This is a genomic window from Flavobacteriales bacterium, assembly GCA_016715895.1.
Classification (GTDB): domain Bacteria; phylum Bacteroidota; class Bacteroidia; order Flavobacteriales_F; family PHOS-HE28; genus PHOS-HE28.
Map to the genome: position 1 here is coordinate 1 of JADJXH010000004.1, position 16,475 is coordinate 16,475.

Annotated in this window: 23 protein-coding genes; 11 read left to right on the forward strand and 12 right to left on the reverse strand. The window is 66.5% G+C overall.

Annotated features, from left to right (window positions below; translation table 11 throughout):
- From IPM49_08640 to IPM49_08660, 5 genes are all read left to right on the forward strand, one after another.
- On the forward strand, positions 1–150 hold a 150-nt coding region (locus IPM49_08640), incomplete at its 5' end, for a hypothetical protein (GenBank protein MBK9274590.1).
- Positions 151–256: 106 nt separating this feature from the next.
- On the forward strand, positions 257–535 hold the full coding sequence (locus IPM49_08645) for a hypothetical protein (GenBank protein ID MBK9274591.1): 279 nt from the start codon (positions 257–259) through the stop codon (positions 533–535).
- Between the two features lie 66 nt (positions 536–601).
- Entirely contained in the window at positions 602–781 is a 180-nt protein-coding gene (locus tag IPM49_08650; protein ID MBK9274592.1) for a hypothetical protein, read from the forward strand.
- A 303-nt stretch (positions 782–1,084) separates the two neighbouring features.
- Entirely contained in the window at positions 1,085–1,333 is a 249-nt protein-coding gene (locus IPM49_08655) for a hypothetical protein (GenBank protein MBK9274593.1), read from the forward strand.
- A gap of 69 nt (positions 1,334–1,402) precedes the next feature.
- Positions 1,403–1,585, forward strand: coding sequence for an outer membrane beta-barrel protein (locus IPM49_08660; GenBank protein ID MBK9274594.1), 183 nt, complete (start codon positions 1,403–1,405; stop codon positions 1,583–1,585).
- A 1,328-nt stretch (positions 1,586–2,913) separates the two neighbouring features.
- On the opposite strand, the gene IPM49_08665 is transcribed toward IPM49_08660, so the two are convergent.
- From IPM49_08665 to IPM49_08675, 3 genes are all read right to left on the reverse strand, one after another.
- Positions 2,914–3,027, reverse strand: coding sequence for a TonB-dependent receptor (locus IPM49_08665; protein ID MBK9274595.1), 114 nt, complete (start codon positions 3,025–3,027; stop codon positions 2,914–2,916).
- A 288-nt stretch (positions 3,028–3,315) separates the two neighbouring features.
- Positions 3,316–3,687, reverse strand: coding sequence for a hypothetical protein (locus IPM49_08670; protein ID MBK9274596.1), 372 nt, complete (start codon positions 3,685–3,687; stop codon positions 3,316–3,318).
- A gap of 15 nt (positions 3,688–3,702) precedes the next feature.
- The gene (locus tag IPM49_08675; protein ID MBK9274597.1) at positions 3,703–4,095 is read right to left on the reverse strand and encodes a TonB-dependent receptor plug domain-containing protein; all 393 of its coding nucleotides are present in this window, start codon (positions 4,093–4,095) and stop codon (positions 3,703–3,705) included.
- A gap of 35 nt (positions 4,096–4,130) precedes the next feature.
- Between IPM49_08675 and IPM49_08680 the strand changes: the two genes are divergently transcribed.
- Positions 4,131–4,418 carry a hypothetical protein gene (locus IPM49_08680; protein MBK9274598.1) on the forward strand — a complete coding sequence of 96 codons (288 nt, stop codon included), beginning with the start codon at positions 4,131–4,133 and terminating at the stop codon, positions 4,416–4,418.
- A 151-nt stretch (positions 4,419–4,569) separates the two neighbouring features.
- Here IPM49_08680 and IPM49_08685 read toward each other — a convergent pair whose 3' ends face one another.
- From IPM49_08685 to IPM49_08725, 9 genes are all read right to left on the reverse strand, one after another.
- Entirely contained in the window at positions 4,570–4,902 is a 333-nt protein-coding gene (locus IPM49_08685) for a T9SS type A sorting domain-containing protein (GenBank protein ID MBK9274599.1), read from the reverse strand.
- A gap of 862 nt (positions 4,903–5,764) precedes the next feature.
- Positions 5,765–5,890: a T9SS type A sorting domain-containing protein gene (locus tag IPM49_08690; protein ID MBK9274600.1), complete on the reverse strand. Its 126-nt coding sequence runs from the start codon at positions 5,888–5,890 to the stop codon at positions 5,765–5,767.
- Positions 5,871–6,083 carry a hypothetical protein gene (locus IPM49_08695; protein MBK9274601.1) on the reverse strand — a complete coding sequence of 71 codons (213 nt, stop codon included), beginning with the start codon at positions 6,081–6,083 and terminating at the stop codon, positions 5,871–5,873. The genes IPM49_08690 and IPM49_08695 overlap by 20 nt, the downstream gene beginning before the upstream one ends.
- The gene (locus IPM49_08700) at positions 6,077–6,532 is read right to left on the reverse strand and encodes a hypothetical protein (GenBank protein MBK9274602.1); all 456 of its coding nucleotides are present in this window, start codon (positions 6,530–6,532) and stop codon (positions 6,077–6,079) included. The genes IPM49_08695 and IPM49_08700 overlap by 7 nt, the downstream gene beginning before the upstream one ends.
- Positions 6,529–6,858, reverse strand: coding sequence for a hypothetical protein (locus tag IPM49_08705; GenBank protein MBK9274603.1), 330 nt, complete (start codon positions 6,856–6,858; stop codon positions 6,529–6,531). Before IPM49_08705 ends, IPM49_08700 begins: the two co-directional genes overlap by 4 nt.
- Positions 6,797–7,462, reverse strand: a complete 666-nt coding sequence (locus IPM49_08710; protein ID MBK9274604.1) for a hypothetical protein — start codon at positions 7,460–7,462, stop codon at positions 6,797–6,799. Before IPM49_08710 ends, IPM49_08705 begins: the two co-directional genes overlap by 62 nt.
- Positions 7,459–9,663 carry a T9SS C-terminal target domain-containing protein gene (locus tag IPM49_08715; GenBank protein ID MBK9274605.1) on the reverse strand — a complete coding sequence of 735 codons (2,205 nt, stop codon included), beginning with the start codon at positions 9,661–9,663 and terminating at the stop codon, positions 7,459–7,461. The genes IPM49_08710 and IPM49_08715 overlap by 4 nt, the downstream gene beginning before the upstream one ends.
- Entirely contained in the window at positions 9,609–9,977 is a 369-nt protein-coding gene (locus IPM49_08720; protein MBK9274606.1) for a hypothetical protein, read from the reverse strand. The genes IPM49_08715 and IPM49_08720 overlap by 55 nt, the downstream gene beginning before the upstream one ends.
- A 432-nt stretch (positions 9,978–10,409) precedes the next feature.
- Positions 10,410–11,987, reverse strand: a complete 1,578-nt coding sequence (locus IPM49_08725; GenBank protein ID MBK9274607.1) for a glycosyltransferase family 39 protein — start codon at positions 11,985–11,987, stop codon at positions 10,410–10,412.
- A gap of 63 nt (positions 11,988–12,050) precedes the next feature.
- Here IPM49_08725 and IPM49_08730 point away from each other — a divergent pair, with 63 nt between their 5' ends.
- Genes IPM49_08730 through IPM49_08750 form a run of 5 tightly spaced genes read left to right on the forward strand, consistent with a single transcriptional unit; the run spans position 12,051 to position 16,300 of the window.
- The gene (locus IPM49_08730; GenBank protein MBK9274608.1) at positions 12,051–12,662 is read left to right on the forward strand and encodes a hypothetical protein; all 612 of its coding nucleotides are present in this window, start codon (positions 12,051–12,053) and stop codon (positions 12,660–12,662) included.
- A 2-nt stretch (positions 12,663–12,664) separates the two neighbouring features.
- On the forward strand, positions 12,665–13,381 hold the full coding sequence (locus IPM49_08735; protein MBK9274609.1) for a hypothetical protein: 717 nt from the start codon (positions 12,665–12,667) through the stop codon (positions 13,379–13,381).
- The gene (locus IPM49_08740) at positions 13,378–14,076 is read left to right on the forward strand and encodes a response regulator transcription factor (GenBank protein ID MBK9274610.1); all 699 of its coding nucleotides are present in this window, start codon (positions 13,378–13,380) and stop codon (positions 14,074–14,076) included. The genes IPM49_08735 and IPM49_08740 overlap by 4 nt, the downstream gene beginning before the upstream one ends.
- Positions 14,077–14,097: 21 nt before the next feature.
- Positions 14,098–14,886, forward strand: coding sequence for a tetratricopeptide repeat protein (locus tag IPM49_08745; GenBank protein ID MBK9274611.1), 789 nt, complete (start codon positions 14,098–14,100; stop codon positions 14,884–14,886).
- Positions 14,774–16,300, forward strand: coding sequence for a histidine kinase (locus IPM49_08750; GenBank protein MBK9274612.1), 1,527 nt, complete (start codon positions 14,774–14,776; stop codon positions 16,298–16,300). The genes IPM49_08745 and IPM49_08750 overlap by 113 nt, the downstream gene beginning before the upstream one ends.
- The last annotated feature ends 175 nt before the right edge of the window (positions 16,301–16,475 follow it).

The window sequence follows — 16,475 nt, forward strand, 5'->3', positions numbered from 1 at the left end:
AGCGCCAACTACAACGACGGCACCAACGTCACCGACGGGCTCACCCTGCGCACGGATACTCGCGCAAAGGTGTTCCGTCAGGCACTCGAGCAGCGCACCGACAGCCGGTCGGGACGCAGGTCCTTTGGCAGCCGTTTCCGGAGCGGATAATGCGGGTCCAACCGAAGCGTGCTGTCGCTGTCCCTGGGATCGCGCTTCCACAACATGTCGGGGCGCGAGAGCCGGAACCTTCGAGAGCCGCACGTCCGATGGAGCGGTGAGCACCTACGGCACGCAGGTGAACGACGCGGAGACGCGGACCCGGAGCCTCAACGGCCAGCTGGCCTTCCGGCACAAGGCCCCAAAGGAGGGCAAGGGTGGTCTGGTGGACCTCACGCATTGCAACCGCTGGGACCGCGACGGCGAGTCGCGCTTCCGGCGCTTCATCGCCGATGGCGGCCCGGGCACCACCACGCCAACGCATCCCGGGACAAAGCCTGGGCGGATCGTACTACGACCAGTGGTCCGCTTCAGTTCGACATGGTGGACCCGCTGAGCGAACGGAGCAAGCTGGAATACGGGAGTGAAGAGCAAGCTGACGTAGGACCGCACCTGGCTGGACGTGCTGCTCACCACGCCACAGACGCCGTCAGGCGAGCTGGACAGTGCGCTCACCAACGACTACCGGATGCGAGGGTTCGCTCGACGCAGCCTACGTGAACTGGACGCGTACGCTCAGCGAACGCGCTGGAGCCTGCAAGCCGGCCTGCGGTTCGAGCAGACGTGGTTCGAGACGGGCTGATGCGGCGAGACCCAGGTGTTCAGCTACAAATACCCCGATGGAAGTCAGGACCTGCTCAAGGCGCTGTTCCTGCCCGGTCTACCTGGTGCACCGGTGGCCGGGCGGCCTGCGCCGAACTGCAGGTGAACTTCTCGCGCAAGATCGACCGTCCGCGCTCTGGCGGATAAGTGCCCTTCATCATGTTCAGCGACGCCCGCAACGTGCGCATCGGCAACCCGGGCCTGGCGCCGGAGATGAACAACCTGGCCGAGGTGAACGCCCTGCTCCCCTTCTGGAAGAGGCCGGGCCAGCTGGCTCACCAGCGTGTTCGGACGCTACACGGAGGATGTGATCGCGGGCTGGCACTCCGCCAGCCTCGACGGCACCGTGCTGCTGAACACCTTCGTGAACTGGCAGCTACAGCGTCACTGCGGGCTGGAGAACATTGCACAGAAGGTGGAACCGGTGCAGGGCCTCCAGCTCACGCTGAAGCCGGAACGGCGCAATACCTGGACGTGGCCTTGTCACTCCGCAGACGGCGGCGTCGGGTACAGGGCCTCAGTGGAACTATAAGCTGCTCGTGAACTACCGCCTGCCAAAGGACTGGTCCGTGCAGGTGAACAGCAGTACGAGGGACCCCGCGTGCAGCCGCAGGAGCGTGGCCTGGAACAGTACGGGGTGGACCTTTCGGTGGGCAAGGACATCACCCGCCGGTTGAACGCCGTGGTATCGGTGAACGATGTGTTCTTCACGCGTCGCTGGGGCAACACGGTGGAAACGGCCTTCTTCGAACAGGAGAGCTACCGCCGCCGCGAGATGCGCTAGGATGCGCTTCACCCTCACCTGGAAGTTCGGCGAGCAGGACGGCTCCTCTTCCTGGCGCCGTCAGCCTGCCGCGCGATGCCGGCGACGGTGAAACATGGAAATGTAAGTGCGCTGGCTCCCGCACCTCCCCCAGGTGGGGCAGCCCACGGTTCCCAGATGCGTCGTAGAAGTCCAGGAAGTGGGCTTGTGGAACAGCCCCTGCGCATCATGGATGATGTACACGATGGAGGGTCCACCGTGTAGGCACCGTCGTCGAACGAATGGGTCTTCCAGTCGAAGCCGATGGCGTCCTTGCGGTGCTGAAGGGATGCTGCAAGGTGTCCGACTGGGCTCACCGTGGCCATGTCGGCGGCAACGATGCGCGCCACACGGACCCCGGGCGGGGTGAGCACGCCTGTGACGATGTAGGGGATGAAGGGTTCGTGGAACTGGTGCGTGTACTGCGTGAAGACCATGTCCCAGCTGCCTGCGGACGGCTCCACGTCCACCGGCCCGGAAGCGAAGCTGAACATGGTGGAGGAGATGTCGACCCACAGCTGGTCCTGATAGCCGCTGCCCGTACAAGCTGCACCTGGGCCGCCTCCCACGCGGGCGGGCGGGCACGGGGATCATCCTTGATGCACCCGGAGAGGAACAGGATGGAGAGCGGGAGCAATGCGGTGGCACGCATGGTCAGGATCGCTTGCGCAATTCAACATCAAGGCGCATGAAGCAGGTGCGCCCGGTGGTCATCGGCACGGCGGTGGCGCCGGCAGGTGAACCCCTTCGGCCATGGTGGCCCGCCAGGTTCCGCACATCGAACAGGTCCTTGCAGCCCACGGAGAGGCTGATGCGCCGGTCGAGGAGGCCTTCGTCAGGGGTGGCGTCGGCCAGGTGGTAGGCGCCGATGCGTGTCGCGGGTCACTGCGCCGTCGGCATCGGCGATGTAATTGGCGAGCTCTCCTGGTACTTGTAGAAGAGGATGCCGTAAGGCCATCCGGCCGTGGTTCCAGGTCAGCGAGGCGCGGGCCTCGGGGCTCCACAGGGCGGCGGGCGAGACAGCATCCTCCCTCCCGGTGATGGAGGCTCCGGTGGACGCGCATGGCGTCCATCATCCCACCCTGCGCCCACCGTGCCCCATAGGTGCGCAACCCGCCGATGTTGACGTAGGTGTAGCGCGTGCCGCTCACCTGGGCCAGGCTGATGACGTCCTCCACCTCGTTGAAGAAGGCGGTAAGCTCGGCCCGGACCAGGTGCCCCCGCTCCCGTTGTGCGCGATAGAGTGAGACCGGCGCTGCCGTGGTGCGCCCGCTCCGGACCCTGTTCGAGGTTGCCGACGATGTCGTGGTTCACATCCACGAAGAGAAGAGGTACAGCTCCTTCAAGGAAGGCGCGCGGAACCCTCGGGCATAGGCGACGGCGCGGACGGTGAGCGTCGGTGCCGGTGTCCAGCGGACGTTCAACGAAGGGATCGACGGGGCTTCGTACCGGGTGTTGTACCGCGTAGCGCAGGCCGGGTCGCAGGGTGAGGCCGCTCCACGGGCTGTACTCCGCGCTGGCGAAGGCCGCCGACCGCTGATGGTCTCGCCATCACCCGCCATCCGATCGCCCTCCCCGGTCTCGTGGTTGAGGTCGTGCCCACCTCCCCGCCAATCGGGCACTGTCCGGTGCCGAGGCCCGTGTGGCGCGCAGGTTGGTGAGCGTGAACCGCGACGTGTCCTGCGTGCCGGGCGTGGTCACCAGCTGTTCGCTCAGGTCGGTGAGGTCGCGGAACCAGGTGTTGCGGATGCGGCGGTAGCGCTGGTGCGCGAGCAGGGCGTTGAACCGGCGTCCCCGGTCCCACGGCCCTCGGCGAAGACCGCGTTATCCAGGCGGTGCGTGAGGTACTGCTCATCGAAGGCCGTCTCGTGATAGGGCGCGCGCGGACGACCCCGGTTGGTGATGCGGTCCTGGAAGGCCTCTCCCTTGTACCCCAGGTCCCAGTGCGTGCCGCGCCAACGGTGGTTGAGGCGGGCGAAGTACTGCTCACGGGGTTTCCATTGCTGGTGACGCGTGCTGTCGGCCAGGGTGGGCGCAGGGTCGTACCAGCCCGCCGGTGGAGGGGTCCCAACCCGCGAAGGCATTGCGGCCGCCAGTGATCACGAGGTCGTGGTGCCCAAGACGGGCGGTGGCGGTGCCGGTGAGGTTGAGCCGGCCGATGTGCTCGGCGTAGGCCGTAGCCCTGGCGCTGGAGCGGTCGTTGGAGCGCTTGCGGGTGATCCGAGGTTGATGGTGCCCGCCAGTGCGTTGGTGCCGTAGTTGACGCTCAGCGGACCCTCCACCACCTCCACCCGCTCGATGCCGGTGAGGTCAAGCTGCGCCAGATCGAGGTTGCCATCCTGCCGCCCGATCACCGGAACACCGTCCACCAACACCTTCACGTTCTCGCCGCCCAGTCCCTGCATGCTCACCGCGGTGCCGAGGATGTTGTCCTGGCCGAGGCGCACGGTGAGCTCATTGCGCAGGGCCTCGCCCAGGGTGTTGGCGGCCATGCGATGATCCGCCCGCGGTCGATCACACGCACCCGATGCACCGCGTTCTCCGCGATGCCGGCGCCCGACTGTCCGGTGACCACGAGCTCGGGCATGTGGATGGACGCCGGCCGCAGGTGCAGCGCGTGTGGACCGGCTCCGATGAGCGTATCGGCGAAGGCCGCAAAGCCCATCATGTGCACGCGCACCAGCAGGGGCCGCGAGGCATCCACCGGCACCGTCAGCGCACCCTGGTCATCGGCTTGCGCCGTGGTCGGTCCGCCGCCCTGCTGCCAGGTGACGCTTGCGAACGGAAGGGGGGCCCCGTTCTCAGCCACAGATGAGCCGGACCTGGGCGTGGAGGATGACCGGGCTGGTGGCAGCGGTCAGGGAGGAGGGCCGGGAGGGACGCGCAGGAAGGGACCCATCGGAAGGACCTTAGCCAAGGAGCGCACACGTGCGCGTGCGCACGGTCACGCGCACGTCAGGTTCAGCTCACTGGCGAAGCAGCCGGGCCACGGCAGGGCCACGGTCGGTGAGGAGACGCACGGTGTAGCTGCCGGCTCCAAGCCCTCCAAGTTCCATGGTGAACGGCGCGGCGCTCAAGGCCCCGAGGGAGCGCACAAGGCGGCCGGATGCGTCCAACACCTCGAGGCCCAGGATGCGGGCTTCCCCGGCATCGATGGTGAAGGTGCCATCAGGCGTGGGGTTCGGCCATACGCGGAGGTCCGCCGGCCGGTCGCGTTCGGCCAGACCGGTGGCGCTCACGAGCTCCTGGGTGAAGTCGGTCGTGCCGGAGGTGCTGCCACCGAAGCCCGTGAAGGCCACATGCCCACACGTTGCCTCCCAGGTCCTTGACGAAGTAGCTCAACGAATCCTCGATCGCCCCACTGGAAGGTCTGCATGTCGAAGCGCTTCCAATCGAAGCCGATCGTGTTGATGTGCGCGCTGTAGGCGGCGGAGGTCCAGTCGGCATCCGCAGGAGGAACACCGGCGGCCCGGGCGGCCTCGATGCCCCTTGCTTCTGGAGCACCCGGTGACCCCGTAAGGCTGCGGGATGAAGGCGACGTACTTCACGAAGGTGAGGTCCCAGCTGTCATTGGCCGGCTCGCGGTCCACGGCCGTGTGGGTCTCCAGGTCCCAGTAGGCGAAGTTCTTCGTGCTGTATGCCGCCTTGTTGATCGACCGACAAGCTCGTCGCTGCCGTCGAGGTCGGCGTGCGTGAAGGTGTACGTGCCCGTGGCCAGGCCATCGATGCGCAGCTTCCGCCAGCTGCCGTTGGCGAGGTGGATCGGAAGATGGTGTGCCGGCCACCACATGGGGGCCGATGTTGTAGTTGCCCCAGCCCAGGTCGAACTCATCGGCGAAGGGACCCTGGTTGGGGGCGCCGAAGCTCCAGCTGGTGTCCGCATTATGGGCACGCGGCCAGGTGGAGAGCCCTGTGGTGTCCACACTGTTCCAGTCGGCGATGCTGAAGGGGCTCTTCACCACTTCGACGCCGGCCTTCTGGTGTTCACCAGCACACTATGGGTCGGGGTTCGGGGGTGCAAAGCAAGTGAGGGTCCATGGGCAGGAACAAGGGGAACGCCGGGTGGTGGGTCATGGAACTGCAACATGAAAAAATCAGCGAGGCCCGGGCTTCACCGACCTGCGTCGGATGCCCAGGCCCCGGCTTCACCGGACCTCGTAATCAGTCCACTTTCGTGAACCGCTGCGTGATGACCCCATCGCCGATCGTCAGGCGCAGGATGTACTGGCCGGGCACGAGACCGGCCACATCGATCGTGGTCCGGGTCTCACCCTTGCCGGCGTTCACCGCCAGGGCAGGGATGGCCTCCTGGCCCAGGATGTTGATCGCTCATCTCCACGCGGGCCTCCGCATAGGTGTTGAGCGCGATGTTGAGCACATCGCGGGCAGGGTTCGGCCACAGGTTCAGGTCGGCCAGCGGCATGTCCTGTTCGATGGCCTTCACCAGTTCCTCGTCCACCACACGGCCGTCGCTCAGCACCAGCGACTGGGTGCCGTCCTGATCACACCGAACACACCGTTCAGGATGGCGCAGAGGAACGGACCCACGACGAGATGCGGAGCGCCGGTGACATCAAGGCTGGCGCAGATGCTGCCGCCGCCCTGGATCAACAGGCCGTTGACGTCGAAGCCCGTGGTCACGCCCAGCTGCACGATGCTCAGGTCCAGCGTGGCCGGATGGTACACCAGCGTGTGGATGCGGTACAGACCCAGCTGCTGCACCGTGAACACCGGCGTGGCGCTCACCTGCTGGATCGTGAGCCCGGTGCCGCGCGTCAGCACGTACAGGGTCTGGTAGCCGGCCGGCACCACGGCATCACCGCCGGGCAGTCCCACCAGCGTGGCGCTGCCGCCGACACGGCACTCGATGAAGTCCTCCGGCGCGATGGTACCGGCGTCCGCCAGGCACTCGTCCGTGCAGACGCTCACGTTGAAGGCCGCACCCGCACATCCAGGCTGGCGCAGATGCTGCCACCGCCCTGCACCAGCAGGCCGTTCACGTCGAAGCCGGTCGTCACCCAGCTGCACGATCCCGGGAGATCGAGCGTGGCCGGGTCGTACACCAGCGTGTGGATCGTGTACAGGCCATCGGCCGTCACATCGAAGCTCGGGTTCGCACCCGCGTTCACGATGGTGAGACCGGCGCCCTGCGTCAGCACGTAGACCGTCTGGTAGCCGGCGGGCACGTTGGCGTCACCATTGGCCGTGGCGGACAAGGTGGCCACACCGTTCTCCAGGCAAACTTCCGTGGACACCGCGGTCAGAGGTGCCGGCGTTCGGGCTGGCCACGTTGAAGGCCGCACCCGGCACATCCAGGCTGGCGCAGATGCTGCCGCCGCCCTGCACGAGGAGACCGTTCACGTCGAAGCCGGTCGTCACGCCCAGCTGCACGATCGAGAGATCGAGCGTGGCGGGGTCGTACACCAGCGTGTGGATCGTGTCCAGGCCGTCGTCGGTCACGTCGAAGCTCGGGTTCGGACCCGCGTTCACGATCGTGAGACCGGCGCCCTGCGTCAGCACGTACACCGTCTGGTAGCCGGCGGGCACGATGGCGTCGCCGTTCGGCGTCGCCGTCAGCGTCACCGCGTTGCCGTCGCCGCAGATCGAGGCGCCACCGCTCAGGGTGCCGGCGTTCGCATCGCAGTCAAGGGGACATTCCACCGCCGTGGTCACAGCGCCCGGCACGTCCAGGCTGGCGCAGATGCTGCCGCCGCCCTGCACCAGCAGGCCGTTCACATCAAAGCCCGTGGTCACGCCCAGCTGCACGATCGAGAGATCGAGCGTCGCCGGGTCGTACACCAGCGTGTGGATGGTGTATGTGCCCAACGCGCTCACCTCGAATTCCGGCACCGTGTTCACGTTCTGGATACGAGGCCTGCGCCTTGCGTCAGCACGTAGATCGTCTGGTAACCGGCCGGCACGTTGGCGTCACCGTTCGGGGTCGCGGAGATCACCGTTCCCTGCTCGAAACAGACCTCCTCGCATCCGCGGTCAGGTCCTGCGCTCGGCGTACCCACCGTGAACTGCGCTCCCGGCACATCCAGTCTGGCGCAGATGCTGCCGCCGCCCTGCACCAGCAGACCGTTCACATCAAAGCCCGTGGTCACGCCCAGCTGCACGGTGCTCAGGTCCAGCGTCGCCGGATCATACACCAGCGTGTGGATCGTGTACAGGCCGTCGTCGGTCACGTCGAAGCTCGGGTTCGGACCCGCGTTCACGATCGTGAGACCGGCGCCCTGCGTCAGGACGTACACCGTCTGGTAGCCGGCAGGTGCGTTGGCGTCGCCGTTCGGGGTGGCCGACAGCGTCACCGCGTTGCCATCGCCGCAGATCGACGCGCCACCGCTCAGGGTGCCGGCGTTCGGGCTGGCCACGTTGAACTGCGCTCCCGGCACATCCAGGCTGGCGCAGATGCTGCCGCCGCCCTGCACCAGCAGACCGTTCACATCAAAGCCCGTGGTCACGCCCAGCTGCACGATGCGCAGGTCGAGCGTCGCCGGGTCGTACACCAGCGTGTGGATCGTGTACAGGCCGCCGTCGGCCACGTCGAAGCTCGGGTTCGCACCGGCGTTCACGATCGTGAGACCAGCGCCCTGCGTGAGGACATAAACCGTCTGGTAGCCGGCGGGCACGTTGGCGTCGCCGTTCGGGGTCGCCGTCAGGGTCACCGCGTTGCCATCGCCGCAGATCGAAGCGCCACCGCTCAGGGTGCCGGCGTTCGGGCTGGCCACGTTGAACTGAGCTCCCGGCACATCCAGGCTGGCGCAGATGCTGCCACCGCCCTGCACCAGGAGGCCGTTCACATCAAAGCCGGTCGTCACCCAGCTGCACGTCGAGAGATCGAGCGTGGCGGGGTCGTACACCAACGTGTGGATCGTGTACAGGCCGTCGTCGGTCACGTCGAAGCTCGGGTTCGGGCCCGCGTTCACGATCGTGAGACCAGCACCCTGCGTCAGGACATACACCGTCTGGTAGCCGGCCGGCACGTTGGCGTCGCCGTTCGGGGTCGCCGTCAGCGTCACCGCGTTGCCATCGCCGCAGATCGAAGCGCCACCGCTCAGGGTGCCGGCGTTCGGGCTGGCCACGTTGAACTGCGCACCCGGCACATCCAGGCTGGCGCAGATGCTGCCACCGCCCTGCACGAGGAGACCGTTCACGTCAAAGCCCGTGGTCACGCCCAGCTGCACGATGCTCAGGTCCAGCGTCGCCGGATCATACACCAGCGTGTGGATCGTGTACAGGCCGTCGTCGGTCACGTCGAAGCTCGGGTTCGGACCCGCGTTCACGATCGTGAGACCAGCGCCCTGCGTCAGCACGTACACCGTCTGGTAGCCGGCGGGCACGTTGGCGTCGCCATTCGGGGTCGCCGTCAGCGTCACCGCGTTGCCGTCGCCGCAGATCGACGCGCCACCGCTCAGGGTGCCGGCGTTCGGGCTGGCCACGTTGAACTGCGCACCCGGCACATCCAGTCTGGCGCAGATGCTGCCGCCGCCCTGCACCAGCAGGCCGTTCACATCAAAGCCGGTCGTCACACCCAGCTGCACGATCCAGAGATCAAGCGTCGCCGGATCATACACCAGCGTGTGGATCGTGTACAGGCCGTCGTCGGTCACGTCGAAGCTCGGGTTCGGACCGGCGTTCACGATCGTGAGACCAGCACCCTGCGTCAGGACATACACCGTCTGGTAGCCAGCAGGCACGTTGGCGTCGCCGTTCGGGGTCGCCGTCAGCGTCACCGGCGCACCGCCGTTGCTGCACAGGGAGGTCCCGCCGCTCAGCGTACCGGCATCGGGGGCGATCACGGAGACCTGCACACCGGCCACATCCAGCGCAGCGCAGATGCTGCCGCCACCTTGGATGAGCAGACCGTTCACATCGAAGCCGGTGGTGACACCGAACTGGACGATGGAGAGGTCAAGCGTGGCGGGGTCGTACACCAGCGTATGGATGGTGTAGTTGCCCGGTGTGTTCACTTGGAACTCACTGTCCCCGTTCACGGCCTGGATCACCAGACCCGGGCCTTCGGTGAGGACGTAGAGGACCTGATACCCGGCGGGCACCACGGGGTTCGTGGCCGCTTCACCGGAAACGAAGGTCCCCCTGCATCGAAGCAGACCTCCGGTTTCTGGGTGGTGAGCGTTCCGGCGTCGGCCACGCATTCGGCGGTGACGTTCACCGTGTAATCCTCCACTTCACCCAGGGAGAAACTCGCACAAGGACCGTGGTAGACCGGGGAGCTCATGCTGATGCGCATGCGCGTGGGACCTGCCGGTGCGTTGGCGGGCACGGCAATGCTGCCGTTCACCTGGCCGAAGCCGGAACCCTGAAAGGCCAGCTCGCTTCCCGCGAACACCCCGTTGCGGTCCCAGTCCACCCACACACGGTACCTCCGCTGCAGGAAAAGAGACCGTTGCCGTCCAGCGCGATGGTGTTCGACGTGCCCGGGGTGACCGTGGCGGACAGGGCGGTGAAGTCCCCGTACCCGTTGTTGTCGCCGGACGTATTGTCGATCCCAGCATACTGCACGCGCTGTATGTTGAACGTATTGCCTGAACCACCGTCACTGGGACAGTAGGTCTGGGCGCTGATCGGGGCGGCCGCCAGCAACAAGGCGGTCGCCACGGTCGCTCGACGCGCTCGCCGTGCACGGCGCGCCGTCGGACCTGGGGGAGGATTGTGCTCCATGATCGGAAGGGATTGGATGGGTTCCTGCCGAAGGGCAAGCGTTTAGGGTTTTTGGACCAACCTTAAACAAAGTGTTCGGCCGAGTGTTCGCGGCCTGCTGGAAAAAAGGCTGGGGGACCCCTTAGAAGCGAAGGATCACTCGCTCGTGCAGCAGAGCACCACGCCGGGCCGGCGCAAGGAACTCGAGCCCGATCACCTGCACACGGACATCCGGCCAGGAAGCGACACGTACAGGCGCATGACCAGCGGCGCGCAAGGCTTCTTCGTGGGCGGGATCCGTGTAGATGTGCACCCCCGGACCGATCACCCGGGCGGCCTCCTCCACGTTGGAGAGCCAGGGCACGGCAAAACCCGCGTAGCGGTCCAGCGCCGTACCCGCTGCTTGCAGCCCAAGGAACCGGTCAGGGCCCAGTCCATGCTGAGCGGCCCAACGGCCGGCCTGGGCATTGGCCTGAAAGGACAGGAGCGTGGGGTACACATGCAGGTTGAGCGCAAGGCCGCCCAGGAGGAGGGTCGCCACGCTGCGGATGAGCACCGGTGTCGGTGCGGCCTTCCCCCATGCTCGCAGGACCCACAAGATGCCCAGGCCGGCCGCCACCGCGAAGGCCGTTCCGCGCGGCGAGGCAAAGGACCACCCGCAGAGCACGATGACCACGGCGAGCAGCGCGGCGAGCACCATCAGCTGGGCGCGCCACCATCCCCGGCCGAGGTCGCGCATGCCGCGCGCGGCCAGCACGGCGAAGAGCGGAAGGGTCACATAGATGTAGTGCGGCAATTTGAACTGCGAGAACGACAAGGCGATCAGCACGGACAAGCCTCCGAACAGGGACACACGTTCCCGGTCGGCCTTCAGCTGGCGGAACGCAAGGACCAGACCGGCGACCATGAACAGCGTCCAGGGCAGCATCAGCCAGGGCAGCTCGTGGAGGAAGTAGAGCGGGGTGGAGTCGTCCTTCCAGCGGTTCTCGCCGGTGATGCGGCCGAAGCTCTGTTCCCAGAAGAAGAAGCGGATGCCATGCAGGCCGTGCTGTTCGTACAGCCCGATGAGCATGGGCACCAGCATCACGCCCGCGATCGCGGCCACCACGGACCAGGCGGGGTTGAACAGGCGGGACCACCGACCGCGCCAGGCGGCGTCAAGCCCGAGCGCGAGGGCCGGTGCCACGGCGGCGATGGGCCCCTTGGCCAGCAGCCCCGCACCCAGCGCCACACCGCAGCCTGCCAGGGCCCACCAGCGGCGGTGCTCCATCCACACCGAGCCTGTCCAGATGGTGCCGATCACCGCTGCGGTGAGCAGGGTGTCGGTGCGGACATCGTTCGTCATCAGCAGGAAGGCCGCGCTGCATCCCATCACCAGCACGGATCGGCGCGCACAGTCCGCGTCGTCGTGCATCAGGGTGAACCGGTACAAGGCCCACAGGCCGAAGAAGGCGGCCAGGACGGAGGGAAGCCGGTAACTCCAATCGTTCACCCCGAACACCATGTGTGAGACCGTGGCGCTCCAGAACAGGAGCGGGGGCTTGTCCAGGTAGTCGGCACCGCGGAAATACAGATGGAGGAGGTCACCCCTGTCCATCATCTCCTGTGTCATGGCCGCGTACTGGGCCGCGTCCACCTCCATCAGGTCGAGGCCGAGGCCGGCCAGCACCACCACCACCAGGCCCAGGAGCGACCAGCGGAAGAAGGTGGGACCGACCATGGATCGAAAGGATCGTTAACGCAGGGGCGGCCAAGATCGTGAACCTGTAACATTGTCCGGAGCATGAAGCGCCGCGGACTGGCCACCCTGGTGATCCTTGCCACGCTGAGCGTGGTGGGCGTGGTGCTCATCCAGATCCTGTGGCTTGACCGCGCCTTCCGCATGCAGCGCGAGCAGCTCACCCTGCAGCGCCAGCAGCAGGTGCAGCTCGACAAGCAGTTCAACGACCGGGTGGTGATCGCGCTCACCGATGTCACCGAACGGATCCTGTCGATCAACAAGGACCCGTCCGACCTGTTCGACGCCGTGAAGCAGGAGCGGCCCAACTACTTCGTGGTCACCATCAACGACACGCTCCACCCCTACCTGCTCGAATCCATGCTGAAGAAGGAGTTCCAGCGCAGGGGCATCAGCGAGGACTTCGAGTACGGCATCTATGACTGCTTCACCGACTCCATCGTGTACGGCAACTATGTGGGCCTGGACTCCGTGCCTGCGGACACCACCCATTCGCAGCTGATGAAGCTGGACAAGGACGGCCACTATTTCGGGGTGTACTTCCCCGGCGGCACAGTGCGCTATGGAGCCCCGAACCCGCGAGCAGCGGCACCTGGATCTACCCGGCGATCGTCACCCTCATCGTCTTCGGCTTCTTCGCCTACAGCGTGTGGATGATCATGCGACAGAAACGGCTGAGCGAGATGAAGAACGACTTCATCGGCAACATGACGCACGAGCTGAAGACGCCGATCAGCACCATCGCGCTCAGCAGCGAGGTGATCGCCGATCCGTCCATCGTGCGCGAGCCGGACCGGCTGGCGGCCTACGCCCGCATCATCCGAAGCGAGACCGAACGCCTGCGCGCCCAGGTGGATCGCGTGCTTCAGCTCACCACGCTGGAACGCGACGGCCCATCACTGAAGACCGAGCTCGTCGACCTGCATGCGCTCATCCGCGAGGTGACCGCGTCCTTCACCCTGGTGTTGGAGGAACGGAAAGGGGACCTCGCGCTCGACCTGCGTGCCGCGCAGCCCATGGTGAAAGGCGATCGCGTGCACCTCTCCAACGCGCTGGCCAACCTGGTGGACAATGCCATCAAGTACAGCCCCGATCCGCCGCGGATCACCGTGTCCACGCGGGAGGATGGCGGCGATGTGGCGGTGGAGGTGGCCGACCACGGCATCGGCATCGCGCGCGAACATCTGCGCCACGTCTTCGAGCGGTTCTACCGCGTGCCCACCGGCAACGTGCACGACGTCAAAGGCTTCGGCCTGGGTCTTCATCACGTGCAACAGGTGATCAAGGCGCACCAGGGTTCGGTGCGTGTGCACAGCGAACCCGGAAAGGGCAGCCGGTTCACCCTGCTCCTTCCCCGCCACACCTCATCCCCATGAGCGACAGCAAAGGACACATCCTGCTGGTGGAGGACGACCCCAACCTGGGCTTCGTCATCCAGGACGCCCTGGCCCGCAAGGGCTACACGGTGCACCTGTGCCGCGACGGCAAGGAGGGGCTGCGCTACTTCAACAGCCACACCTATGACCTCTGCGTGCTGGACGTGATGCTGCCCCAGAAGGACGGCTTCAGCCTGGCGGAGGACATCCGCATCACCAACGAACAGGTGCCGATCGTCTTCCTCACGGCCAAGAGCCAGACCGAGGACCGCATCGCGGGCTTCAAGGCCGGCGGCGACGACTACCTCACCAAGCCGTTCAGCCATGAGGAGCTCGTGCTGCGCATCGAGGCCATCCTGCGCCGCACCAAGGGCAGGGGCGAGGACAAGCGCCAACGAGAACGGTTCGAGCTGGGCAGCTACCTCTTCGATCACCGCGACCTGAGCCTGAAGCATCCTGCCGGCGACCGCAAGCTCACCCGCAAGGAGGCCGACGTCCTGCGCCTGCTGTGCATGCACCAGGACCAGGTGCTCCCGAGGGAGCTGGTGCTTAACATGGTGTGGGGTGACGACACCTACTTCCTCGGCCGCAGCCTCGACGTGTTCATCAGCCGGCTGCGGAAGTACCTGAAGGCGGATGCCTCGGTGCAGATCGTGAACGTGCACGGCGTGGGCTTCAAGTTGCAGGTGGGCTGAGCGTGCGTTTACCTTGGGCGGGTGAGCCGCGTGCCCCGTTCCCTGGTCTGTGCTGTTCTTGCGGGCGTATTCACCATCACCGCGATGGCAGGCACCACGGACTCCCTGTGGACGCGCTATCAGGATGCCCGGCTGAGCGTGCGTGAGCGCCTGACCTCACTCCACCTGGTGATCCATGAACTGCGCGCATACGATGTCGACAGCAGCAGGGCCCTGGCGGAACGCATGCGTGCCGAGGCCCTGGTGGCGAAGGACACCCTGATGACGGCCTTGGCCGAACGCGACCTCGGGATCGCCGCGATCATTCAACGCGACAACGACCGGGCCCGGCTACACTTGGAACGCGCGTTGGAGCTCTACCTCCAGGTGGGCGACAGCGTGGGCCACAAAGGTGCCGGGGCCGCGCTCAGCAGCCTCGGCATCGTGCACAAGAACGCCGGCCGCATGAACGAAGCGGTCACCGCGTACCGGCGCTGCATCGCCGAGCACAGGCTCGCGAACGATGAAGGGGGCACCGTGTACGCCTTGAACGGGCTCGGCCTTGTGCACGAGATGCAGGGCACCTACGACAGCGCCCTGGTTTACTACGGTGCTGTGGCGGAAGTGGCGGCGCGCCTGAAGATGGAGGACATGGAGGCCGCAGGCTACGGCAACATGGCCAATGTGAACGCCGAGATGGGCCGCATCGGCGAGGCGATTGACCTCACGTACCGCAGCCTGGCCATCATGGAACGGCTCGGCGATCGGAAGGGCGTGGCCCTGCCTCACCGGGATCAGCGCGCTGAAGCACGCCCTGGGAGAGCACGATGAGGCGTACGCCCTGCAGCGAAAGGCCTTTTCGCTCTACACCGAGGTGGGCTACCGCCAGGGCATGATGACGGCGGGCACCACCCTTGGTTCCATGCTGCTGGCGCGCGGTGCGGTGGACAGCGCCGCCTTGGTGCTTGAGGGGACCGTGGACCTCGTGCGCGCCGCGGACGCACGCGATGTGATGGGCCGGCCGCTGCGTGACCTGGCCGCCGTGCGTCGCGCGCAACAGCGGACCGGCGAGGCGATGGACCTCTTGAACGAAGCGGTACATCTCGCGCGCGAACTGGGCGACGCACCGGGTGAGGCCCTTTCGCTCATCGGGCTGGGGTTGACCGAACTGGCCCGTGGACGTTCCGCCGAAGCCGTCAGGTACTGCGCCCAAGGCGAGCAGCTCGCCCGGGTCCATCGCACCCGGGACGAACGGATGGAGGCCTGCAGCTGCCTGCATCAGGCCTACAAGGCGCAGGGGCGCGGCATGGAGGCCCTGCGCTACCACGAGACCTGGGTGATGTTGCGCGACAGCATCGCGAACGACCGCACCACGCGGCAGCTCACCCAGCGTGACATGCTGCACACCTTCAACAAACAGCAGCTCTCCGACAGCCTGCGGCACGCCAGCGAACTGGATGAACTGGAAGCTGCGCGCACCATCGAAGCCCTGCGCGCCGACCGCAACCGGGCCCGCGCTTGGGCGGTGGGCGGTGGTGGCCTGCTGTTGCTCGTGGGCGGCGGTCTCTGGTACCGCACCGACCGCAGGCGCCGCCGCGAACGCTTCGAGAAGGAGGCCGCCCACCTGGAGACCCAGGCCCTGCGCAGCCAGATGAACCCCCACTTCATCTTCAACGCCCTCAACTCCATCAACGCCTACATCCAGCGCAACGACCCCGACGCCGCCGGATCCTACCTCACCCGCTTCGCCCGCGTGATGCGCTCGGTGCTCGAGAACAGCCGCCACGCCACCGTGCCCCTGCACGACGACCTGGAGACCCTGCGCGGCTACATGGACCTCGAACGCCGACGCCTGCAGGAGAAGTTCGACTTCACCATTCACGTGCACCCCGACATCGACCCGCAGGAGGTGCAGGTGCCGCCCCTGGTGGTGCAGCCCTTTGTGGAGAACGCCATCTGGCACGGCGTCACCCACATGGAGGGCAAGGGCCACATCACCCTCACCGTGGAGCCGCGCGGTGGCCAGCTTCTGTGGATCATCGAGGACGATGGTGTGGGGCGCCACGCCCCGAAGGCCACCGCACCCGAACAGCCCACCAAGAAGACCTCCCTGGGCACGGCCATCACCCGTAGTCGGCTTGATCTGGTGCAGAAGCAGCACGGCGGCTACGCCGGCTTCCGCTATGTGGACCGCCCCACCGGCACCCGCGTGGAGGTGGAGATGCCGTTGTTGCGGGATGGGTAGCGGTTGAACGCCCCTCCCCACACGTCCTCACGAGCCCGGCTCTGCGGGCGAAGCGATCTCCCCTCCTCACACCGTCATCGCGAGCCCGGCTCAGCGGGCGAAGCGATCTCCCCGGAAGTGCTCTGATCATTGGCCCGGGAGACCGCCACGGCGCACAGCGCACTCCCACGCAGCG